The following is a 19,991-nucleotide window of genomic DNA, read 5'->3' on the forward strand; positions in this document are numbered from 1 at the left end:
CCGCCGAAGAAGCCCTCGACTGCGCCTGCGGCCTCTACCTCAACGACCCCACCGCCTGGATCTCAGACCCCCGATGTTTCAACGACGGGGACCACTAGCTCGCGGCGGGGCCCTGCGAGGGGGCCAGGACGGCGGCGTCCCGCACGGCGGGCGCCGCCGTCGGCGTCCCGGCCCGGGCAGCGCCCTGTGGACGACGGCGGACCGGACCGGCCGGCGGTGTCAGGCTGCCGCGCGTGTCCGACGCCGCCCACCCGCTGCTCCCCCCGACCACCCCGTTGCTGCGCCGGACCGCCGACGCCGTCCAGGTGGGCGGGGTGGACACCGGTGAGGGGCTCCTCGTCCAGCCGGGAGCCGCGGAGCTGACCGCTCTGCTGCGCGGGCTCGACGGCCGCCGGCCGCAGCGGCTCGTGCTGGCCGACGCGGCCGAGGCGGGCTTCGACCCGGCCGCCGTCGGCGGGCTCCTCGACGGGCTGCGGGCGACCGGCCTGCTCGTGGACCTGGACCCCGCCGATCTCCTGGCCGCCGACGCCGGCCCCGCCGCCGCCGCGCGCACCGCCGCCGAGCTGCCGGCGGTGCGGTCGCCCTCGGCCGGCCGGGCGCGGTGGGCGGCCCGCCGTCGCGCGTCCGTCGTCGTCGAGGGCGCCACGCGGGTCGGGGTGCCGCTGGCCGCGGTCCTGGCCGCCAGCGGCGTGGGGCGCGTCGGGGTCCGCGACCGCGGCGTGGCCACCGCCGCGGACGCCGTCGTCGGCGGCCTGACCGCCGCCGACGAAGGACGGCCACGGGCGCTGGCCGCCGCCGACGCCGTCCGCCGGGCCAGCCCGCTGGCCGACGTCCGTCCGCCACCGGAGGGGACGGCGCCGGACCTGGTGGTGCTGACCGCCCCCTGGGCGGCCGCCGACCCGCTCGTGGCCGGGCTGCAGCGGGCGGGGACGGTGCACCTGGTGGCCACCGTCCGGGGGGAGACCGGTGTGGTCGGCCCGCTCGTGGTGCCCGGCCGCAGCAGCTGCCTGCGGTGCGCGGACCTGCACCGGCGCGACGCCGACCCGGCGTGGCCGGCACTGGCCGCCCAGCTCACCGCCGGGGAGGTCCCGGCCGGGGGCTCGACCGTCACCAGCCTGCTGACGGCGCTGACCGCAGCCCAGCAGGTGCTCGCCTACCTCGACGGCAGCGGCGCTCCCGCGACGCTCGGGGCGACCGTCGAGCTGCGGGTGCCCGACCTCGTCCCCGCCCGCCGTCGGTGGCCGGCCCACGCCCAGTGCGGCTGCCTCGGCACCCCGGTGGGGACCCCTTCGGGGGACGCGCACGCACCCGCACCCGGCACACGGGGAGCCGGGCGGGGACAATGGTCGGTGGAGCGGCGGGCGGAGGACCTCCTCCGCGACGACGACCTGCGAGCGCCGTGACCGACGAGCTGGGGGCACCCCTGCTTGCGGGGGACAGCGAGGAGGACACGTGCCCGACAGCGAGCAGGGGATCCCCCGGGGCTCGATGGCCCGCACCGCGCGCCTGGCCTCCCTCCCCCTCGGCGCCGCCGGCCGCGCCACGCTGGGCATCGGCAAGCGGCTGTCGGGCCAGTCCTCCGAAGCGGTCACCGCCGAGCTGCAGCAGCGCACGGCCGAGCAGCTGTTCGCGGTGCTGGGCCAGCTCAAGGGCGGGGCGATGAAGCTCGGCCAGACCCTCTCGGTCTTCGAGGCGGCGGTGCCCGAGGAGGTCGCCGCGCCCTACCGCGAGGCGCTGGTCAAGCTCCAGGAGGAGGCGCCGCCGATGCCGGTGCGCACCGTGCACGCGGTGCTCGCCCAGCAGCTCGGCGGGAAGTGGCGCGAGCGGTTCCGGCACTTCGACGACGCCCCGGCCGCCGCGGCCAGCATCGGCCAGGTGCACCGGGCCACCTGGCGCGACGGCCGCGACGTCGCGGTCAAGATCCAGTACCCCGGCGCCGCGACGGCGCTCATGGCCGACCTCAACCAGCTGGCCCGCTTCGCCCGCCTGTTCGCGGGGATGTTCCCGGGCATGGACGTCAAGCCGCTGATCGCCGAGCTCAAGGCCCGCGTGATCGAGGAGCTGGACTACGGGCTGGAGGCCGACGCCCAGCGCCAGTTCGCCGCCGCCTACGCCGGCGACCCGCGGATCGTCGTCCCCCGGGTGGTGGCCAGCGCACCCAAGGTGATCGTGTCGGAGTGGCTGGAGGGCATCCCGCTGTCGCGGATCATCCTCGACGGCACCCGCGAGCAGCGCGACGGCGCCGGCCTCCTCATGGCCGAGCTGCACTTCTCGGGGCCGCAACGGGCCGGGCTGCTGCACGCCGACCCGCATCCGGGCAACTTCCGGCTGACCCGCGACGGCCGGCTCGGGGTGATCGACTTCGGCGCCACCGCCCGGCTGCCCGACGGGCACCCCGAGCCGATCGGCCGGCTGCTGCGCTGGGCGCTGCAGGGCCGGGCGGACGACGTCCTGGTCGACCTGCGCGCCGAGGGCTTCATCCGCACCGGCATCGAGGTCGACGCCCAGGGCGTGCTCGACTACCTGCGACCGCTGCTCGCGCCGATCGAGACCGGCCACTTCCACTTCACCCGCGCCTGGATGCAGGAGCAGGCGGCGCGGGTCGGCGACCCCCGGAACGAGGCCAGCCGGCTGGGCCGCCAGCTGAACCTGCCCCCGGCCTACCTGCTCATCCACCGGGTGACGATGGGGTCGATCGGCGTGCTGTGCCAGCTCGACGCCGCCGGGGACTTCCGCGCCGTGCTCGAGGAGTGGCTGCCCGGCTTCACCGGCTGACCGGCCGCTCCCTGCCCGTGCCGGTGCGAGGGCCGCCGTCGCGCCCGGTGCGGACGCGACCGGCCCCGGGCCGGTCGACGCGATCCCGGGTCAGCAGGAGCACGAGCAGCAGCAGGGCCGCGTTGCCGGCGACGCCGGCCCAGCTGCTCCACCCGGCCCACCCCTCGGGCAGCGCCCCGGTGAGCCGCAGCAGCGCCGGATCGCCCTCCCGGAGCAGGTAGGCGCCGACGTTCCACCCGGCGTGCAGTCCCATCCCCAGCCACAACGACCCGGTGCGCACGTAGGCGAGAGCGAACGCCAGCCCGGCCAGCACGAGGTGCAGCGCGTACGGGCCGGACATCAGGTCCGGCCACCGCGGCGCGTGGAACAGCACGAACAGCGCCGTGGAGACGGCGACCGCCGCGCGGACGGACACCGACGGTGGCAGCAGCGTGAAGACCGCACCGCGGAAGACGACCTCCTCGGAGAACGCCTGGTAGCCGGCCACGAGCAGACCGGTGACCACGACGGGGACGACGTCGGCGGCGTGCACACCGGTCGCTGGTCCGCGGCCGCCCCACCACCGGACGACGAACACCGCGAGGTAGGCCAGGGTGCCGCCGAGGACGCCGGTGGCGAGCAGCCGGCCGGCGGGTCGAGCGGGCGAGAGACCCCACGACGTCCGCACTCCTGGCTCGGTCCGCCGGACCGCCCACCACACCGCGGCCGCGAAGAGCGTGGCACCTGCCACCGCCGCTCCCACGGGGGCGACCCCGAGACCGGCGAGGATCCACGGCGCCCACTGGCTGACCGCCAGCACGGCGAAGACGGCGGCTCGCTGCACGCCGGTCCTCCGTTCGGGTCGTTCGATGCCGGCCCGCACCGGCATCGGGGTCCCGGTGGGGACCGGAGCGCGCGGGCCGGGCCCGGCGCCGATCGCCCCGCGGCTCGGCGCGGTGCGGCCGTCACACCGTCGTCGTCCCGGGGCCGGGCGCTCACCCGGCGGCGGCTCCCACCAGGCCGTGCCGCTCCAGCGCAGCGCGGACGACGGCCGTCTCGGCCTCGTCGGCCTCCACCAGCGGCAGCCGCAGGCCGGCCGAGCAGTGGCCGAGCAGCTGCAGCGCGCGCTTGATCCCGATCGGGTTCGTGGTGACGGCCAGCGCGGCGTAGAGGTCGCGCAGGGTGGCGTCGATCTCCGCCCGCTGCCCGGGCTCGGTCACCATGCGCCGCATCTGCGGGCCGACGAGGTGGCTGGCGACGAGGATCCCGCCGACGGCACCGAGGTCGAGGGCGCGGGCGAAGGTGTCGTCGTTGCCCGCGTACAGATCCAGCCCGTCGATCGGCGCGAGGTTGGCGTCGTTGGCCTGCTTCACGCCGACGATGTTCTCCGCGCTCCGCCCGATCTCGGCGAGCAGCTCGTTGGGCACGTCGACGACCGAGCGCGACGGGATGTTGTAGAGCAGCACCGGCCGGTCGGTGCTCCGGGCCACCTCGCGGTAGTGGGCCAGCAGCCCGCGGCGGTTCGGTTTGTTGTAGTACGGCGTGACCGACAGGACGCCGTCGACACCGAGCTCGGTGGCGCGGGCGGTCATCTCGCAGGCGTGGCGGGTGTCGTTGGAGCCGGTACCGGCGATCACCTGCGTGCCTGCCGGGCGCTCCCCCACCGCCAGCTCGATCAGCCGCAGGTGCTCGGCGTCGGAGAGCGTCGGGGCCTCCCCGGTGCTGCCGCACACCACGACCCCGTCCGAGCCGTTCGCGCAGACGTGCCGGTGGAGGGCGACGAAGGCGTCCTCGTCGATCCGCCCGTCGGCGTCGAACGGGGTGACCAGGGCGGTGAGGACGGGACCGAAGGGCGGCACGCACCGAGGCTATCCGCCGGGGGGCGGGAGGCCGGTCCCGGGACGCACCGGGGAGCGTCCGGGACCGGCCTCGACGGGGGCCTCCCCGCCGCCTGCCGCCGTCAGCGGACGGCGGCGCTGGCCCGCGCGGCCCGCAGCCGTGCGTACTCGGCGCGCCGCGCCCAGCGGCGGGCGGCCCGCAGCCGGCGCAGCCGCCCGGCCGCGTCGGCCTGCGACCGCAGCTCGGCGAGCCGGTCACAGGCCAGGTCGTACTCGTAGCCGTACATCTGGATCGCCTCGTTCCGGAGGGCGACCGCCCGCGACAGGGTCCGTCGCGGTGGTCGGTGGGTGGTGTCGGTGCTCGTGCCGGTGCGCCCGCCCGGCAGGGACCCGCCGCGAGCCTGCGAGCGGCGGGGGGCGGGGTGGTCCTGCGGCACGCGGCCATCCGCCCTGCCGCTCACGCGGCCATCCGCCCTGCCGCTCACGCGGCCACGACCTTGCGGGGACGCCCCCGCGGCCGCTTGCGGGCGATGACAGCCCCGCGCTCGAAGATCTCGCCGCCCCAGACGCCCCACGGCTCGCCGCGCGAGAGGGCGCCGGCCAGGCAGGCGTCGCGGACCGGGCAGTCGGCGCACAGCGCCTTGGCCATCTCGAGCTGCTCGGGCCGCTCGGCGAACCACAGGTCGCGGTCGTCCTCGCGGCACGGCAGCGGCCGTCGCACCGGCGCCGGCGCCAGGGGCGCCTGCGGCTGACGGGGGGTGCTGCCACCGGTCCGGGGGAGCCCGGGTCGGCGGTGGGACGTCGGGCGGATCAGGGTCGACTGCACTGCCGCTCCTCCTCGTACTGGTCGTCTGCGGCCGGCGGGTTCGCCGACCTGGGATCGGGCCGGGTGCCGCAGAAACGACGGAGGCCGCGGATCCCGGGTTCGGGTTCCGCGGCCTCGAGGAGGTCCGGTGAGCGCTAGCTCAGCGGCCTGCCCGGGGAGTGGATCCCGAAGGTGGACTCGTTCTGGATGTGCTGCTCATCGGTGCCGGCGCCGAACGGCATGCCGCCGGTGAGGACGCGCAGGCGGGCGGAGGGCACACGGGTGCCGTACACCGGAGCCGGGGTGGCAGCGGGCGGCGTGGCGGCGACGGCGCAGGTGCCGGTGGCCGGACGCGCGCCGAGGGCCCCGGCAGAGAGGGCCGGGGTGGTCGTCCAGGACGTGCTGCTCATCTGTGCCACCCCTCCTCCCGGGGACGCGGTGCGGCCGTGGTCGGCGGCACCGGATCTGGTGCGCACCCGAGGCTCTCCCCGGGCGCGATCAGGACAGTAGGGGCGGCCGCCGAGCGCGGTCAACGCAATTAGCGGACGCGTCCACCGGACGCGGGACGGGCCGGATCGGCGCCGCCGCGTCGGGACGATGTGTCCCCGTTCACTCGCCGACGGTCGCCAGCACGTCCTCGCCGTAGAGCTCCAGCTTGCGGGCGCCGACTCCGGGCAGGCCGGCCAGCTCGCGCAGCGTCGCCGGGCGGGTCTCCGCGATGGCCTGCAGCGTCGCGTCGGGGAAGACGACGTAGGCCGGCACCGAGGCCGCCTGGGCCGCCGAGCTGCGCCAGGCACGCAGCTTCTCGAACAGCTCCCCCGCCGCACCGTCCAGGACGACCTTGGCCTTCTTCGGCTTCCGCGCCGGCACCGCCGCGGCCGCGTCGGGCGCCAGGCCGTCGAGGAAGCGGCTGCGCGGCCGGCTGCGCCGCGCACCCGGGTTGCGGGCCAGCGACCAGGACAGGGTCAGCTGCTCGCGGGCCCGGGTCACCGCGACGTACAGCAGCCGGCGCTCCTCCTCGACGGCGTCGGGCCGGGCGAGCGACTGGGAGATCGGGAGGACGCCGTCGACCAGGCCGACGACGAAGACCGCGTCCCACTCCAGCCCCTTGGCCGCGTGCATCGAGGCCAGCGTGACGCCCTGGACCGTGGGCGCGTGCTGGGCGTCGGCCCGCTGGGCCAGGTGGGACACGAAGCCGGTCAGGTCCAGCGACGGGTTCTCGGCGACGAGGTCCACCGCGAGGTCCACCAGCGCCGACAGCGACTGCCACCGGTCCCGCGCCGCCCCGCCGGCCGGGGGCCGGTGCTCGACCCAGCCGGTCGAGGCGAGCACGTCCCGCACCGTCGGCACCAGGGCGCCGGGCTCCGTGCCACCGGCCGCGGCGCCGCGCAGCAGCAGCACCGCCTCCCGCACCTCCGGGCGCTCGAAGAACCGCTCGCCGCCCTTGAGGACGTAGGGCACACCGGCGTCGGTGAGCGCGTTCTCGTAGACCTCGGACTGGGCGTTGATCCGGAAGAGGATCGCGATCTCCGCCGCCGGGGTGCCGGCGTCGACCAGCGCCCGGCAGGCGGCAGCGACCGCGGCGGCCTCGGCCGGCTCGTCGGGGTGCTCGGCGAACCGCGGCGCCGGGCCTTCCGCCCGCTGACCGAGCAGCCGCAGACCGGGTAGCCCCTTGCGCCTCGGGGCCTGGCCGATGAGCTTGTTGGCCAGCCCCACGACCTGCGGCGTGGAGCGGTAGTCGCGCTCGAGCTTGACCACCTCGGCGTCGGGATAGCGGTCGGCGAAGCCGAGCAGGTAGTCCGGATCGGCGCCGGTGAACGAGTAGATCGTCTGGTTCGGGTCACCGACGACGCAGACGTCGGCGCGCCCGCCGAGCCAGGCGTCGAGCAGTCGCTGCTGCAGCGGGTTGACGTCCTGGTACTCGTCGACGACGAAGTGCCGGTACTGGGCGCGGACCTGGCGGGCGACCTGCTGGTGCTCCTCCAGCGCGTAGGCGGTGACCAGCAGCAGGTCCTCGAAGTCCAGCGCCCCGTCACGCTGCTTGGCGGCCTCGTAGGAGGCGTAGACCTGGGCCACGGCGGCGGCCTCGAACGGCGGCTCGCGGCCGGCGGCCGCCGCCTTGGCCGGGTAGTCCTCGGGCGTGGCCAGCGTGGTCTTGGCCCACTCGATCTCGCTGGCGAGGTCGCGCAGGCTGGTGCGGTCGGTGGTCAGCCGGTGCCGGGCGGCGGCGCTGCCCACCACCCGCAGCTTGTTCTCGATGAGCGGCGGCATGGGGCCGCCCAGCACCTGCGGGGCGAAGTAGCGCAGCTGGCGCATGGCAGCGGCGTGGAAGGTGCGCGCCTGCACCCCGCCGACCCCCAGGGACGCCAGGCGGGTGCGCAGCTCGCCGGCCGCCCTGGCGGTGAACGTCACGGCCAGCACGGCCTCCGGCGCGAACGCGCCGACGTGCACCCCGTAGGCGATGCGGTGGGTGATGGTGCGGGTCTTCCCCGTGCCCGCACCGGCCAGGATGCACACCGGCCCGCTCACCGCCGAGGCCGCCGCCCGCTGCTCGTCGTCCAGGCCGGCGAGCACCGCCTCCCCGCCGCGCTGTCCCTCGGTCACGTCCCCGATCCTCCCAGCCGGGTGCGACGGGCCCGGGGAAGCATCCACAACCGGGCGGTGTTGCGAGAGCGGGACAGCGGAACCGTCCCGGACCCGAACCCCCTCATGACCACGCCCGCACCCCGGAGGACCCCCTCGATGAGCGCCGCGACCGCCGCCGTGACCATGTACACCACCACCTGGTGCGGCTACTGCAACCGGCTCAAGAAGCTGATGCAGCGCGAGGGCATCGACTTCGCCGAGGTCGACATCGAGGTGACCGAGGGCGCCGCCGACGTCGTCATGGCGGCCAACGGCGGCAACCGCACCGTGCCGACGCTCGTCTTCGCCGACGGCGCAGCGCTGACCAACCCGAGCATCGACCAGGTGAAGGCCCAGCTCGCGCAGCTGCCCGGCGCCTGAGACCCCGGCATCGGGGCGGCGGTCCCCCGCGAGCGCCGGGGGACGGTGCATCATCGGTGTCCGCACGGCCCGCACCGCGGCGGCCGCGTGCACCCGCGTATCCCCGTCCGGCCCCGGAGGTCGTCACGTGAGCAACCGTCTCGGGCACGCGCGCCGTGCCTCCGGATGCCCGGACGCCGCGGGCGCCGCCGGCGGGGCCACCGGGGGGGCCACCGCCGTCTCGCCGGTCATGGTGGTGCGCACCGAGCGCGGGTGGTCGGTGGTCGCGCCGCAGGGCTCCGCCGACGTCGGCGACCTGCTCGAGGGCCTGTCGCTGGCCGACCTGCTCGCCGAGGCCGCCGGCGTGGTGCCCGAGCTCGACCGGACCGCCCGCCGCGCCGCGCGCGGTCCGGCGGCGTCCGCCCCCGCTCCCGAGGCCGACCCGCGTGACGCCCGGCTGGCCGCCGTCGAGCGCACCGTCGCCCAGCTCGAGCACGCCCTGGCCGCCCGGGTGGCGACCGAGCGGGCCATCGGCGTGCTCGCCGAGCGGCACCACACCACCCCGCGCTCGGCCTTCGAGCTGCTGCGCGGCGAGGCCCGCAGCAGCGGGCGACCCGTGCACGAGCTGGCCCGCGAGGTGCTCGCCGGTCTCGACGAGCGCCCGGCCGTCCCGCCGGCCGCCGGCCCCTCGGACCCGCCCGCCGAGGCGACCGCCCGGCCGCCGGCACCCCGCGCCGGCGGCGGTCGGCGGACACGCACCCGCTCGGGCGCCGTCGTCGCGGGGGACGGCCGCTCCTGACCCGACCCGAACCGGTCACCCCCGGCGGGCTGGCCGACCGGCTCGCCGCGCTGCTCGCCGGGGTGCCGCCCGAACCCGGGGCCACCGCGCTGCGCGTCGCCGTCGACGGCCCGGACGCCGCCGACCCGGCCGGGCTGGCCTCGGCGGTCGCCGATCGGCTCCCCGCGCTGGGGCGCCCCGCCGCCGTCGTACCGGCGCCGGGCTTCTACCGGCCGGCGTCCCTGCGGCTGGAGCACGGCCGGACCGACCCCGACGCGCGCTACACCGACTGGCTGGACACCGGCGCGCTCGCGCGGGAGGTGCTCGACCCGCTCGGCCCCGGGGGCAGCGGCGAGTACCTGCCGGTGCTGTGGGACGTCGACCGCGACCGGGCCGCCCGGGTGCCCCGCCGCCCGCTGCCGCCGGGCGGGGTCGTCCTCGTCGCCGGGGCGCTGCTGCAGGGGGTCGGGCTGGCCTTCGACGTCGTCGTCCACCTGCGCGTCGCACCCGCCGCGCGGCTGCGGCGGACGCCGGCGGGCGAGGCCTGGCAGCTGCCCGCCTTCGACCGGTACGACGACGAGGTCGACCCCGCCGCCCTGGCCGACGCCGTGGTGCTCGCCGACTCCCCCGACCACCCGGCGCTGGTCCTGCGGGGGCGGTTCGGCACGGCGTCGTGACCCGGGTCAGGAGGCGAGCCGGCCCCCGGCCCCGCCGGCCCCGCCGACCTCCGCCCAGAGGGCGTCGAGGGACAGCCCGAGGACGCCGGCGATCGCCGCGACCGTCGGGAAGGCCGGCGTGGCCACCCGGCCGGACTCGATCTTCCGGAGCGTCTCGGGCGAGACACCGGCGTCGAGCGCGGTCTGCAGCATCGAGCGCCCGCCCCGCGCGCGGCGGAGCAGCGCGCCCAGCCGTCGACCGCGTTCGACCTCCGCCGGGGTGAGGGGCGTCCTGACCACGGGCCGATACTAATACCGGGATAGTCTTACCGGAACAGCTGTCCCCCGGTGAGAGGTACCGCGTGATCGAGATCCTGGCCCCGACGGAGCTGCCGCGCGCGCGGGCGGCCGGCGCCCTGGTCGGCGGCATCCTGCAGACGCTGAGGGGCCGCTGCGCGGTCGGCACGAACCTGCTGGAGGTCGACCGGTGGGCCCGCGAGATGATCGACGCGGCCGGCGCCCGGTCCTGCTACGTCGACTACGCGCCGTCCTTCGGTCGGGGGCCCTTCGGCCACCACATCTGCACGTCGGTCGGCGACGCCGTCCTGCACGGTCTGCCGCACGACCGCACGCTGGCCGACGGGGACCTGCTGTCGCTCGACCTCGCCGTCTCACTGCACGGCGTCGTGGCCGACTCGGCGATCAGCTTCGTGGTCGGCACGACGTCGCCGGAGAGCACCGCGCTGATCGGCGCGACCGAGCGCGCGCTGGCCGCCGGCATCGCCGCGGCCCGCCCGGGGGCCCGCGTCGGCGACCTCTCCGCCGCCATCGGAGCCGTCCTCGGCGGGGCCGGGTACCCGGTCAACACCGAGTTCGGCGGGCACGGCGTGGGGTCGACCATGCACCAGGACCCGCACGTCCCGAACGACGGGCGCCCCGGGCGGGGCTACCGGCTGCGACCGGGGCTGCTGCTCGCGCTGGAGCCGTGGGTCATGGCCGACACCGACGAACTGGTCACCGACGCCGACGGCTGGACGCTGCGCAGCGCGACCGGCTGCCCGACCGCCCACAGCGAGCACACGATCGCGATCACCGACGACGGCGCGGAGGTGCTCACCCTGCCCCCGCGCTGACCGGCGGTCAGAGCTCGCCGGCCACCCAGCGGTCGATGATGTTCCGCGCGATCGACACCGGCGGCGGCAGGGCCCGCGGGCCCTCGCCTGAGCGGAGCTCGTCGCGGGTGAACCAGCGGGCCTCCTCGATCTCGGTCGGGTCGAGCCGCAGCGTGGGGTCGCCGTCGACCCGGGCGGTGAAGCCCAGCATCAGCGACTGCGGAAAGGGCCACGGCTGGCTGGCCACGTACCGGACGTCGGTCACCTGCACGCCGACCTCCTCGAGCACCTCCCGCGCGACCGCCCCCTCCGCGGACTCCCCCGGCTCGACGAACCCGGCGAGGATCGAGAAGCGGCCCGGCGGCCAGACCGCCTGCCGCCCCAGCACGCACCGGTCGCCGCCGTCGTGCACCAGCATGATCACCGCCGGGTCGGTGCGCGGGAACAGCTCGGCGCCGGTGACCGGGTCGCGCTGCACCCAGCCGGCCTTCTCGATGGTGGTCGGCGAGCCGGACAGCGGGCTGAACCGCGCGCGGGTGTGCCACTCGAGGATGCCGACGGCCTGCGCGAGGAGTCCGGCGTCGAGGTCGTCGAGGTCGGCGCCGAGCTCGCGCAGGTCGTGCCAGCCGTCGACCCCCGCGCCGTCGACGGTGAGCGCGCGCTCGCCGCGCAGCGCGGCGTAGGGCACCCCGTCGGCCTCCCCGAGGTACACCGACCCGGCCGGCAGGGCCGGCTGCTCGGCCCACACGAGCCGCGGCCGGCCGGCGGACCGCTGCACCGGAACGGCGCCGCGCGGGTCGACGGTGAGCACGCGGACCGGCCGTCCGCCCGCCGGGTCGGGCAGCGACCGGGCGAGGTGGCCGCGGTCGTGCGCGGAACGGGAGAGGACCGGGGTGATCCCGGTCGTCGCGCGGGTGTCGTCGCCCCAGGCGTCGGGAGGTCGGGCGTCGGGAGGTGGGGCGTCCGGCTCCCGGGTCTCCGGCGCCCGGGCCTCGGGCGGCGGGTTGTCGGCCGGGGTGCTCCCGCCGGTGGGAACCGTCACGCGCCGTCCGCGGGCGGCTCGGTGGGCGCGGCGACCTCCACCGGGCCGAGTACGCGCAGCGGGTCGGCGATCCGCCCGGCGTCGCCGACGACGACCGCGGTGAGCCCGTCGGGTGCGAGGTAGCGGCGGGCCGCCTCCTGCACCTCCTCGACGGTGACCGCGGCGAGCGCGCGCTGGTGCTCGGCCAGCCACTCCGGGGCGAGATCCGCGCCGATGAGCGCCGAGACGGTGCTCGCCAGGCCGGCGTGCGTCGCCGTCGACAGGGCCATGCTGCCCAGCACGTAGCGGCGGGCGCCGTCGAGCTCGGCCTCCGTGACCGGCAGCAGCGCCATGCGCCCGAGCTCGTACACCGTCTCCAGCAGCGCCGGCCCGGTGACCTCGGTGGCGACGTCGGCCTCGACCAGGAAGGACGACGCCGCGGCGAGGTGGTCCACGGAGCTGCGGGGGCTGTAGGTGTAGCCGCGCCGCTCCCGGATGTTCTCCACCAGCCGGGAGGAGAAGTAGCCACCGAAGACCATGTTGGCCAGGCGGACGGCGGCCAGGTCCGGGTCCGTGCGCCGCGGGGCGGGCCCGCCCAGCCGCACGTTGGACTGCACCGCGCCGGGGCGGTCGACCACCTGCAGCGCCGTCCGCCCCTGCTCGGGAACCGCGGGGGCGGTCACCGCCGACCCCTCGCCGGCCCAGTCCCCCAGCGCCGTGCCGACCGCGTCGACGGCGGCCTCGGGGTCGAGGTCGCCGACGAGCACCAGCGTGCTGCCCGCGGGGACCAGCCGCTCCCGGTGCAGCTTGCGCAGCGCGGTCGCGCGCACCAGCGCCACCTGCTCGGGGGCCGGCAGCTGCAGCGCGTAGGGGTGGGCGCCGTAGCGCCGCTCGGCCAGTGCGCTGCGGGCGATGACCCCCGGCTGGGAACGCGCGATCGCGATCCGCTCGGCCACCCGCGCCCGCTCGGCCTCCACCTGCGCGTTCGGGTAGGTGGCGGCGGTGAGCAGCTCGGCGAGGACGTCGAGGACCGGGGTCAGGCCCTCGGTCAGCAGGGTGGTGGAGAACAGCACGCGGTCGGGGTCGGTGGAGACCACCAGCTCGCCGCCCTGGGCCTGCACGAGCTGGGCGATCCCGGTCTGGTCGTGCCGCTCGGTCCCCAGCAGCACGGCGCCGGAGAGCACCGAGGCGCGGGCCGCGTGCTGGGCGGCGGCGCGCGCCGACCCGGCGGCGAAGGGAACGCGCAGCCGCAGCTCGACCAGCGGCACACCCGGACGCGGGACGACGACCACCCGCAGCCCGGTGGGCAGCGTCCGGTCGGTGACCGCGAGCTCCGGCTGCGGGCGGGGCTCGCCGAGCGGCGGGACGAGGTCGAGGTCGAGCACCGAGGTCATCGCCGTCCTCCCGTGGCCTCGAGCGTCAGGACCGCGACCGTGCCGGGGTCCAGTCCGCGGGCCGCGGTGCGCACCTGCTCGGGGGTCACGGCGGCCAGGCGGGCCGCGAGCTCTCCGGCCAGCTCCGCGCGGCCGTGCACGAGCTCGGCGGCGGCGAAGCCGAGGGTGCGGCCGAGGACGCTGTCGGCCTGGCGCAGCAGCTGGGCCTCGGCCCGGGCCTGCACGCGGGTCAGCTCCTCGGTCCCGACGCCCTCGTCGGCCACCTTCGCGATCTCCTCGTGCACGGCGCCGACGACGTCGTCCACGGCGACGGTCGCGGGGTGGTGCACCTGGGTGGTGAGCAGCGTGGCGTCGCGGACGTCGAACGGGTCGCCGAAGAGCCCGACGTAGCTGCTCTGGGCGACGGCCAGCGAGTCGTCGTGCACCAGCCGGCGCTCCAGGCGGGAGGCGTCGCCCTCGCTGAGCAGCTCGGCCAGCAGCACCGTGCCGAGGTAGGTGTCCAGGTCGCCGACCGGGTCGGGCACCCGCCAGCCGAGCGCGACCGCGGGCGCGGGGGCCAGCCGGTCCTCGACGACGGCGGAGCGGACCGTGGTCGGCGAGGGCTCCCCGGTGGGCGGGGTGGGCGGGAAGTCCCGCGCCTCCACGGCCCCGAACCAGCGCTGCACCAGCCGCTCGGTCTCGGCGACGTCGAGGTCGCCGCCGATGCACAGGACGGCGTTGCCCGGCGCGTAGTACTTGTGGAAGAAGTCGGCGGCGTCGTCGACGGTGGAGGACTCCAGGTCGACGAAGGAGCCGTAGCCGTCGTGGGTGTTGGCGAAGCTCTCGAACGCGACCTGCGGCAGCTGCAGCCAGGGGAAGGCGCCGTAGGGCCGGTTGAGCACGTTGACCCGGATCTCCTCCTTCACCACGTCGATCTGGTTGCGCAGGTTCTCGGCGGTGATCGCCGGCGCGGCCATGCGGTCGGCCTCGAGGAACAGCGCCCGCTCGAGCGCCTCGGCGGGCAGCGCCTCGTAGTAGTTCGTGTAGTCCTGGTGCGTCGACCCGTTGAAGGTGCCGCCGGCGGCCTGCACCAGCCGGGCGTGCTCCATCTTGGGGACGTGCGCGGATCCCTGGAACATCAGGTGCTCGAAGAGGTGGGCGAATCCGGTGCGGCCCTCGGGCTCGTTGCGCATGCCGACGTCGTAGAAGACGGTCACGGCCACGACCGGCACGCTGCGGTCGGGCGCCAGGACGACCCGCAGGCCGTTGTCGAGGCGGAAGCGCTGCACCGGGTGCCGGAGGATGAGGTCGGCCCCAGCTGCTGTCACGCTCCGACCCTATGCCCCTGCGGCTCTCCGGACCGCACCGCGATGTCAGAGCACGTCGACGGACGCGATGACCTGGTCGATGACGCCGTAGAGCTCGGCATGGGTGTTGGGGATGGACAGGAAGAGCAGGGCCGGCTGGGCGCGGCCGACGTCGACCAGCAGCAGCGCCGCGCGCTCGCCGGTGGCCTCGTAGCCCTCGACGTCCCAGCTGAGCTGGAACTCGACGAGGTGGGCCGGCGCCCCGTCCACGGTCAGCGCCTCGTCGCGGCGGATCTGCTGCTGGTTGGGCGCCGGGTAGTAGTTGACCCGGGCGCTGTCGGCGACCTGCTGCAGCGTGGCCGCGAGGCTGCCGGGGCCGGCGTAGCCGAACTCCGGCGCGAGCGGCCCGGAGGTGCACTGGGCGATGAAGTTGCCGCCCGAGGGCACCTGCTCCTGGGTGACGAAGTACTGCCCCGCCGTCTCGGTGGTCTCCGAGACCGGGAACATGTCGTACTCGAACCAGCCGTCGCCCAGGTACGGGTAGGCGATCCCGGCGGCCTGGTCGACGATGCGCACGGTGCCCGGCGGGAACGCGTTGCCCGAGGGCGGCGCCGGATCGGCGGTCGCCGGAGCTGCGCCCTGGTCGCCTCCGCCGCCGCGCCCCACCAGGGTGGCGAGGACGACGACGAGCACCACGGCCAGCACGCCGACCCCGACCCACCACGCCGCCTTGCTGCGGCCGGGGGGTGGCGCACCGGCCGGCGCCCAGGTGACCGGGCGGGCGGGGGCCACCGTCGTGCCGGTGGCCGGAGCGACGGAGTGGGGAGACTGCACCGCGACCCCGGGGCCGGCCGGCGTGGTGACGTCGGACCAGCCGAGGCCGTTCCACCAGCGCACCATGCCGGGGGCGCCGTCGGGGTCGGGGTACCAGCCCGCCGGCGCGGTGGGCTCGCCAGGTCCGGTCACGGGGCCAGGGTAGGAGATCAGATGCCGCGATCGGCGTTGCTGCCCCACCAGCTCCGGAGCGTCCGCAACCCTTCCTCCCCGCCGCCGCGCAGCTCCACGGCGGAGAAGCTGCCGAGGTCGTCCCACGTCCAGGCGAGGACGGCGTCGCCCTCCTCGTCGACGTAGCAGGCCAGCGACCCCAGCTCGGCGTCGTCGAAGTCGGTCAGCCGCAGCCAGCCCTGCGGCGTGTCGGTCGACCCGCAGCGGAACGTGTCCTCGAGGCGGGCCAGCCCGCGGGCCTCGACCTCCGCCTGCAGCGCCTGCTCCCCGCCGTCGGCCGCGTGGACCCGGTACAGGCCGTCGGGCAGGCCCGAGTCCTCGTCCCCGTCGGGACACGTGAGCACGAGCAGCTGGCCGTTCCCGGGGTCCTCGGCGCTGCAGTCGCCCGGCGTGACGCCGACCGGCAGGGCCAGGGCGATCAGCCGGTCGGCGGCCTCGGTGACGTCGTCCGCGGCGGCGGCCGCCCGGCGATCGAGGACGACGGCCCAGACGGCGAGGCCGACCGCGACCGCCGTCGTCAGGGCGACCAGCACCCAGGGCAACGGGCTGCGGCGGCGCGGGCCCGGCGTCTCGGGGGCGGGGGCGCCGACCACGGTCGGCGGCGCGACGGCGACGGCCTGGTGGCGGGTGGCCGGCCGGTCGGCGCCGTCCCAGGCGAGTGCGGTGATGGCCGTGCGGTCGCCGTCCGGCGCCGGGACCGGCACGCCGCTGCCGGTCAGCGCCTCGCGGGCCGCGGCGGCCATGGCACCGGCGGTCGGCCAGCGCTGCCCGCGGTCCTTGGCCAGCCCGCGCAGGACGACGGCGTCCAGCGCCGGCGGCACCCCCGGGCGGAGGGCGGACGGCGCCGGCGGCTCCTCGTGCAGGTGGGCGTACATCAGGCCCATCGGGTCGCCGGGGGCGAAGGGACGGCGGCCGGTGAGCAGCTCGAACAGCACGCAGGCCAGCGAGTACACGTCGGCCCGGCCGTCCAGCGGCTCGCGGGTGAAGCGCTCGGGTGCCATGTAGTCGGTGCTGCCCACCGCCAGCCCGGTGCCGGTGAGCCCGGGACCGGTGCCGTCGTCGTCGGCCACCCGGGCGATGCCGAAGTCGGCGAGGTAGGCGAAGTCGTCGCCCGGCGCGGAGCCGGCCAGGTCGCCGCCGTCGGCACGCCCGACGAGCAGCACGTTGGACGGCTTGACGTCGCGGTGCACGAGGCCGCCGGCGTGCGCGGCGTCCAGCGCACGGGCGACCTGCCCCACCACGTCGACGGCGCGGGCCGGCGGCAGCGTGCCGCAGCGGGCGAGCAGCGAGCCGAGGTCCTCCCCCTCGACCAGCCGCATGTCCAGGAACAGCTGCCCCTCGATCTCCCCGTACCGGTGGATCGGGACGACGTGCGGCTCGTTGAGCCGGGCGGCGATCTGCGCCTCGCGGCGGAACCGCTCGCGGTAGTGCTCGTCGGCGGCCCACTGCGCGGGCAGCAGCTTGAGCGCGACGTCGCGCTGGTGCTCGGCGTCGTGCGCCCGCAGCACCTGCCCCATGCCGCCGCGGCCGAGCTCGCCGAGGACGCGGTACGGCCCGAAGGACCAGCCCTCCATCGCCGGGCTCACCGGCGCGGCACCGCGGCGAGCTCCCGCCACAGGTGGGCCGCGGCCTCGGCGCCGCGGTGCAGCATCGGCAGCAGCACCCGCTCGTTCGGCGAGTGGATGCGGTCGGTAGGCAGCCCGGCGCCGAGGAACAGCAGCGGCGCACCGAGGACGTCGACCAGGTCGGCCTCGGGCCCGCTGCCGCCCTCGCGGGTGAACAGCACGTCGGCGGCCTCGCGGTCGGCGGCCTGCGCGATGGCGGTCAGCAGCGCGGCCATCGCCGGGGAGTCGAGGTCGCTGGCGCACGGCGACACGCCACCGGGCGGGGTGTGCACCTCCGCCTCGATGCCCTCGGGCAGGTGCTGGTCCACCCAGGCGCGCACCTGCGCCGCGACGTCCTCGGGGCGCTGGTCGGCGACCAGCCGGAAGGTCAGCTTGGCGTGCGCCTCGGCCGGGATGATCGTCTTGTGGCCGGGGCCGGTGTACCCGCCCCACATCCCGTTGACCTCGGCGGTCGGCCGGGCGCCGATCCGCTCCAGCGTGCTGTAGCCGGCCTCGCCGGCGGTCGCGCGGGAGGCGGCGGGGCCGGCGAGCCACGCCTGTTCGTCGAACGGCACCCGCGCCATGAGCTCGCGCTCGCGGTCGGACAGCGGCCGGACGGCGTCGTAGAAGCCGGGCAGCGTGACCCGGCCCTGCTCGTCGTGCAGCGCCGCGAGGAGCGCCGCCATGGCGTGCAGCGGGTTGGGCACGCCGCCGCCGAAGGACCCGGAGTGCAGGTCGACCGCGGGGCCGCGCAGGGTGATCTCGGCGTCGGCCAGCCCGCGCATGCCGACGACGGCGCTGGGCACGTCGGGGGCGACCATGCCGGTGTCGCTGACGACGACGACGTCGCAGGCCAGCCGGTCGGCCCGCTCCCGCAGCAGCCCGGCGAAGTGCGGGGAGCCGGACTCCTCCTCCCCCTCGACGAGCAGCTTCACCGTGACCGCGGGGGTGTCGCGGCCGGTGGCGGCCAGGTGCGCGCGGATGCCGAGCAGGTGGAACGCGACGTTGCCCTTGTCGTCGATGGCGCCGCGGGCGTGCAACTCGGGTCCGTCGGGTCCCTCGACGAGGGTGGGCTCGAAGGGCGGGTGCTCCCACAGCGACACCGGGTCGACCGGCTGCACGTCGTGGTGGCCGTAGACGAGCGCGACCGGTGCACCGGCGTCGCCCGAGGGCCACTCGGCGTAGACCGCCGGGGCGCCGGGGGTCGGCCAGATCTCCACGGTGGGGAACCCGGTGCGGCGCAGCGCCCCGGCCAGCCACTCGGCACTGCGGGCGACGTCGCCGGCGTGCGCGGGGTCGGCGGAGATGGACGGGATGCGCAGCCAGGCGTCGAGGTCGGCGTGCAGCTCGTCGCGGTGGGCGCGCACGAACGCGCGTTCGGGGCTGGTCACGCCTGCGACCGTAACGGGGCGCCCCGGCGGACGCCGTGGCCCGCGGACGGCGCCGGGCCGCCGGGCCGCAGCGTTGGCTGCCGGGCCGCAGCGTTGGCCGTCCCCCGGCCACCCCCGCGCGCGGAGTGGCCGCGCCGGGGGCAACGCCCCGCGGACGGCACTAGCGTGCGGAGCATGACCGCAGGGCTGCAGCGCGTGGACGTCGGCGACCTCACCTTCGACGTGCGGGCCGACGGCCCCGAGGACGGCCGCCCGGTGCTGCTGCTGCACGGCTTCCCGGAGACCTCGCTGTCGTGGGCGGCGGTGACGCCGCTGCTGACGTCGGCGGGGCTGCGCACCTACGCCGTCGACCAGCTCGGCTACTCCCCCGGCGCGCGCCCGGCGGAGGTCGGGGCCTACGCGATGACCAACCTCGCGCAGGTGACCGCCGACCTCATGACCGCGCTCGACGCGCCGGTCGCCGACGTGGTGGGGCACGACTGGGGCGCGAACGCCGCCTGGGCGCTGGCCGCGTGGCACGGCGATCGGGTGCGCTCGCTGACCGCGGTGTCGGTGCCGCACCCGACCGCCTTCACCGCCGCCTGGCGCAGCGACCCCGAGCAGCAGGAGCGGTCGGCCTACATCCGGCTGTTCTGGCAGGAGGGCAAGGCCGAGGAGGTGCTGCTCGCCGACGGCGCCCGCCGGCTGCGTCGGATGTTCGGCGGCGTCGTGCCGGAGGAGGCGGTCGAGGAGTACGTCGCGGTCCTCTCGGCGCCGGGCGCGCTGACCGCGGCGCTCAACTGGTACCGGGCGATGAGCTCCTCCACCCCGGTGGACGACGTCGCCGTCCCCACCACCTACGTCTGGAGCGACGCCGACGTGGCGATCGGCCGGACCGCGGCCGAGGCCTGTGCCGCGCACGTGACCGGCGACTACCGGTTCGTGGAGCTGCCCGGGGTCAGCCACTGGATCCCGGAGGAGGCACCGGAGGCGCTGGCCCGCGCGATCCTGGACCGGATCGCCTCCAGCTGAACCGGCCGGCCGCGCCACCTCGCCGGGGCTGCGGGCCGGTCGGTGGGCCGGTCGACGGCGGGTGCCCGCCATCAGCCGGACCGGGTGGATGCGGGACGACAGAGCCCGGGCGCGACGCCGGGACCGTCACCCCGGCGGGCGTCACCTCCGCGTCCCCACCCGTCGCGCGCCGCCGCCGGCAGGTCGCCGCGTCGATGGGCCGGCGCTCGGGGCCTCGGCGACTCAGCTCAGTCTTCCTGTCCCTACCGGTGGCGCCTGGCAGGCGTGAAAATGTGGTCGGGCCGCCCGCCGACGTCGGTTCCCCGCCTGGGACACGATCCCGTAGCTCAGTCTGACGCTGGGGCCTGGACC

The 19,991-nt window shown here is 76.8% G+C and carries 20 protein-coding genes; 7 read left to right on the forward strand and 13 right to left on the reverse strand.

Translation table 11 applies throughout. The features are described 5' to 3' along the window. The first annotated feature begins 233 nt into the window (after window positions 1-233). Both ACK586_RS23315 and ACK586_RS23320 read left to right on the forward strand, forming a co-directional pair. Entirely contained in the window at window positions 234-1,403 is a 1,170-nt protein-coding gene (locus tag ACK586_RS23315) for a ThiF family adenylyltransferase (RefSeq protein WP_409332910.1), read from the forward strand. 49 nt (window positions 1,404-1,452) lie between these two features. Beyond that, complete coding sequence (locus ACK586_RS23320; RefSeq protein WP_409332911.1) at window positions 1,453-2,775, forward strand: ABC1 kinase family protein; 1,323 nt, start codon at window positions 1,453-1,455, stop codon at window positions 2,773-2,775. Here ACK586_RS23320 and ACK586_RS23325 read toward each other — a convergent pair. The 6 genes from ACK586_RS23325 to ACK586_RS23350 form a co-directional block, all read right to left on the reverse strand. Then, a complete protein-coding gene (locus ACK586_RS23325) occupies window positions 2,765-3,598 on the reverse strand; it encodes a CPBP family intramembrane glutamic endopeptidase (protein WP_409332912.1) in 834 nt (277 codons plus the stop codon). The genes ACK586_RS23320 and ACK586_RS23325 overlap by 11 nt on opposite strands. 151 nt (window positions 3,599-3,749) lie before the next feature. Further along, window positions 3,750-4,613 (reverse strand): 4-hydroxy-tetrahydrodipicolinate synthase, encoded by an 864-nt coding sequence (gene dapA, locus ACK586_RS23330; protein WP_409332913.1) that lies wholly within the window; start codon window positions 4,611-4,613, stop codon window positions 3,750-3,752. Window positions 4,614-4,714: 101 nt separating this feature from the next. Beyond that, window positions 4,715-5,029, reverse strand: coding sequence for a hypothetical protein (locus ACK586_RS23335; RefSeq protein ID WP_409332914.1), 315 nt, complete (start codon window positions 5,027-5,029; stop codon window positions 4,715-4,717). 44 nt (window positions 5,030-5,073) lie between these two features. Further along, on the reverse strand, window positions 5,074-5,418 hold the full coding sequence (locus tag ACK586_RS23340) for a WhiB family transcriptional regulator (protein WP_409332915.1): 345 nt from the start codon (window positions 5,416-5,418) through the stop codon (window positions 5,074-5,076). Between the two features lie 134 nt (window positions 5,419-5,552). Then, window positions 5,553-5,807, reverse strand: coding sequence for a hypothetical protein (locus ACK586_RS23345; RefSeq protein ID WP_409332916.1), 255 nt, complete (start codon window positions 5,805-5,807; stop codon window positions 5,553-5,555). Between the two features lie 199 nt (window positions 5,808-6,006). Next, a complete protein-coding gene (locus tag ACK586_RS23350) occupies window positions 6,007-8,001 on the reverse strand; it encodes an ATP-dependent helicase (protein ID WP_409332917.1) in 1,995 nt (664 codons plus the stop codon). A gap of 138 nt (window positions 8,002-8,139) precedes the next feature. On the opposite strand from ACK586_RS23350, the gene ACK586_RS23355 reads away from it, so the two are divergent. The 3 genes from ACK586_RS23355 (at window position 8,140) to ACK586_RS23365 (ending at window position 9,837) form a co-directional block, all read left to right on the forward strand. Further along, entirely contained in the window at window positions 8,140-8,403 is a 264-nt protein-coding gene (locus ACK586_RS23355) for a mycoredoxin (RefSeq protein ID WP_409332918.1), read from the forward strand. 127 nt (window positions 8,404-8,530) lie between these two features. Further along, on the forward strand, window positions 8,531-9,181 hold the full coding sequence (locus tag ACK586_RS23360) for an ANTAR domain-containing protein (RefSeq protein WP_409332919.1): 651 nt from the start codon (window positions 8,531-8,533) through the stop codon (window positions 9,179-9,181). A 62-nt stretch (window positions 9,182-9,243) separates the two neighbouring features. Then, window positions 9,244-9,837, forward strand: coding sequence for a nucleoside/nucleotide kinase family protein (locus ACK586_RS23365; RefSeq protein ID WP_409332920.1), 594 nt, complete (start codon window positions 9,244-9,246; stop codon window positions 9,835-9,837). A 6-nt stretch (window positions 9,838-9,843) separates the two neighbouring features. Here ACK586_RS23365 and ACK586_RS23370 read toward each other — a convergent pair whose 3' ends face one another. Further along, the gene (locus ACK586_RS23370) at window positions 9,844-10,116 is read right to left on the reverse strand and encodes a helix-turn-helix transcriptional regulator (protein WP_409332921.1); all 273 of its coding nucleotides are present in this window, start codon (window positions 10,114-10,116) and stop codon (window positions 9,844-9,846) included. 62 nt (window positions 10,117-10,178) lie between these two features. Here ACK586_RS23370 and map point away from each other — a divergent pair, with 62 nt between their 5' ends. Next, window positions 10,179-10,949 carry a type I methionyl aminopeptidase gene (map, locus tag ACK586_RS23375; protein WP_409332922.1) on the forward strand — a complete coding sequence of 257 codons (771 nt, stop codon included), beginning with the start codon at window positions 10,179-10,181 and terminating at the stop codon, window positions 10,947-10,949. Window positions 10,950-10,956: 7 nt separating this feature from the next. Here the strand turns inward: map and nudC are convergent, their stop codons facing one another. Genes nudC through ACK586_RS23405 form a run of 6 tightly spaced genes read right to left on the reverse strand, consistent with a single transcriptional unit; the run spans window position 10,957 to window position 18,629 of the window. Further along, window positions 10,957-11,970 (reverse strand): NAD(+) diphosphatase, encoded by a 1,014-nt coding sequence (gene nudC, locus ACK586_RS23380; protein WP_409332923.1) that lies wholly within the window; start codon window positions 11,968-11,970, stop codon window positions 10,957-10,959. After that, window positions 11,967-13,343, reverse strand: a complete 1,377-nt coding sequence (locus tag ACK586_RS23385; protein WP_409332924.1) for a M16 family metallopeptidase — start codon at window positions 13,341-13,343, stop codon at window positions 11,967-11,969. Before ACK586_RS23385 ends, nudC begins: the two co-directional genes overlap by 4 nt. Further along, window positions 13,340-14,650 (reverse strand): M16 family metallopeptidase, encoded by a 1,311-nt coding sequence (locus ACK586_RS23390; protein ID WP_409332925.1) that lies wholly within the window; start codon window positions 14,648-14,650, stop codon window positions 13,340-13,342. Before ACK586_RS23390 ends, ACK586_RS23385 begins: the two co-directional genes overlap by 4 nt. A gap of 45 nt (window positions 14,651-14,695) precedes the next feature. Beyond that, window positions 14,696-15,595, reverse strand: coding sequence for a DUF2510 domain-containing protein (locus ACK586_RS23395; protein WP_409332926.1), 900 nt, complete (start codon window positions 15,593-15,595; stop codon window positions 14,696-14,698). 17 nt (window positions 15,596-15,612) lie between these two features. Then, a complete protein-coding gene (locus ACK586_RS23400; RefSeq protein WP_409332927.1) occupies window positions 15,613-17,220 on the reverse strand; it encodes a serine/threonine-protein kinase in 1,608 nt (535 codons plus the stop codon). After that, on the reverse strand, window positions 17,217-18,629 hold the full coding sequence (locus ACK586_RS23405) for a dipeptidase (RefSeq protein ID WP_409332928.1): 1,413 nt from the start codon (window positions 18,627-18,629) through the stop codon (window positions 17,217-17,219). Before ACK586_RS23405 ends, ACK586_RS23400 begins: the two co-directional genes overlap by 4 nt. A gap of 174 nt (window positions 18,630-18,803) precedes the next feature. Between ACK586_RS23405 and ACK586_RS23410 the strand changes: the two genes are divergently transcribed. Beyond that, the gene (locus ACK586_RS23410) at window positions 18,804-19,640 is read left to right on the forward strand and encodes an alpha/beta fold hydrolase (protein ID WP_409332929.1); all 837 of its coding nucleotides are present in this window, start codon (window positions 18,804-18,806) and stop codon (window positions 19,638-19,640) included. Window positions 19,641-19,991: the final 351 nt, after the last annotated feature.

The organism is Trujillonella humicola (assembly GCF_046233715.1).
Classification (GTDB): Bacteria; Actinomycetota; Actinomycetes; order Mycobacteriales; family Geodermatophilaceae; genus Trujillonella; species Trujillonella humicola.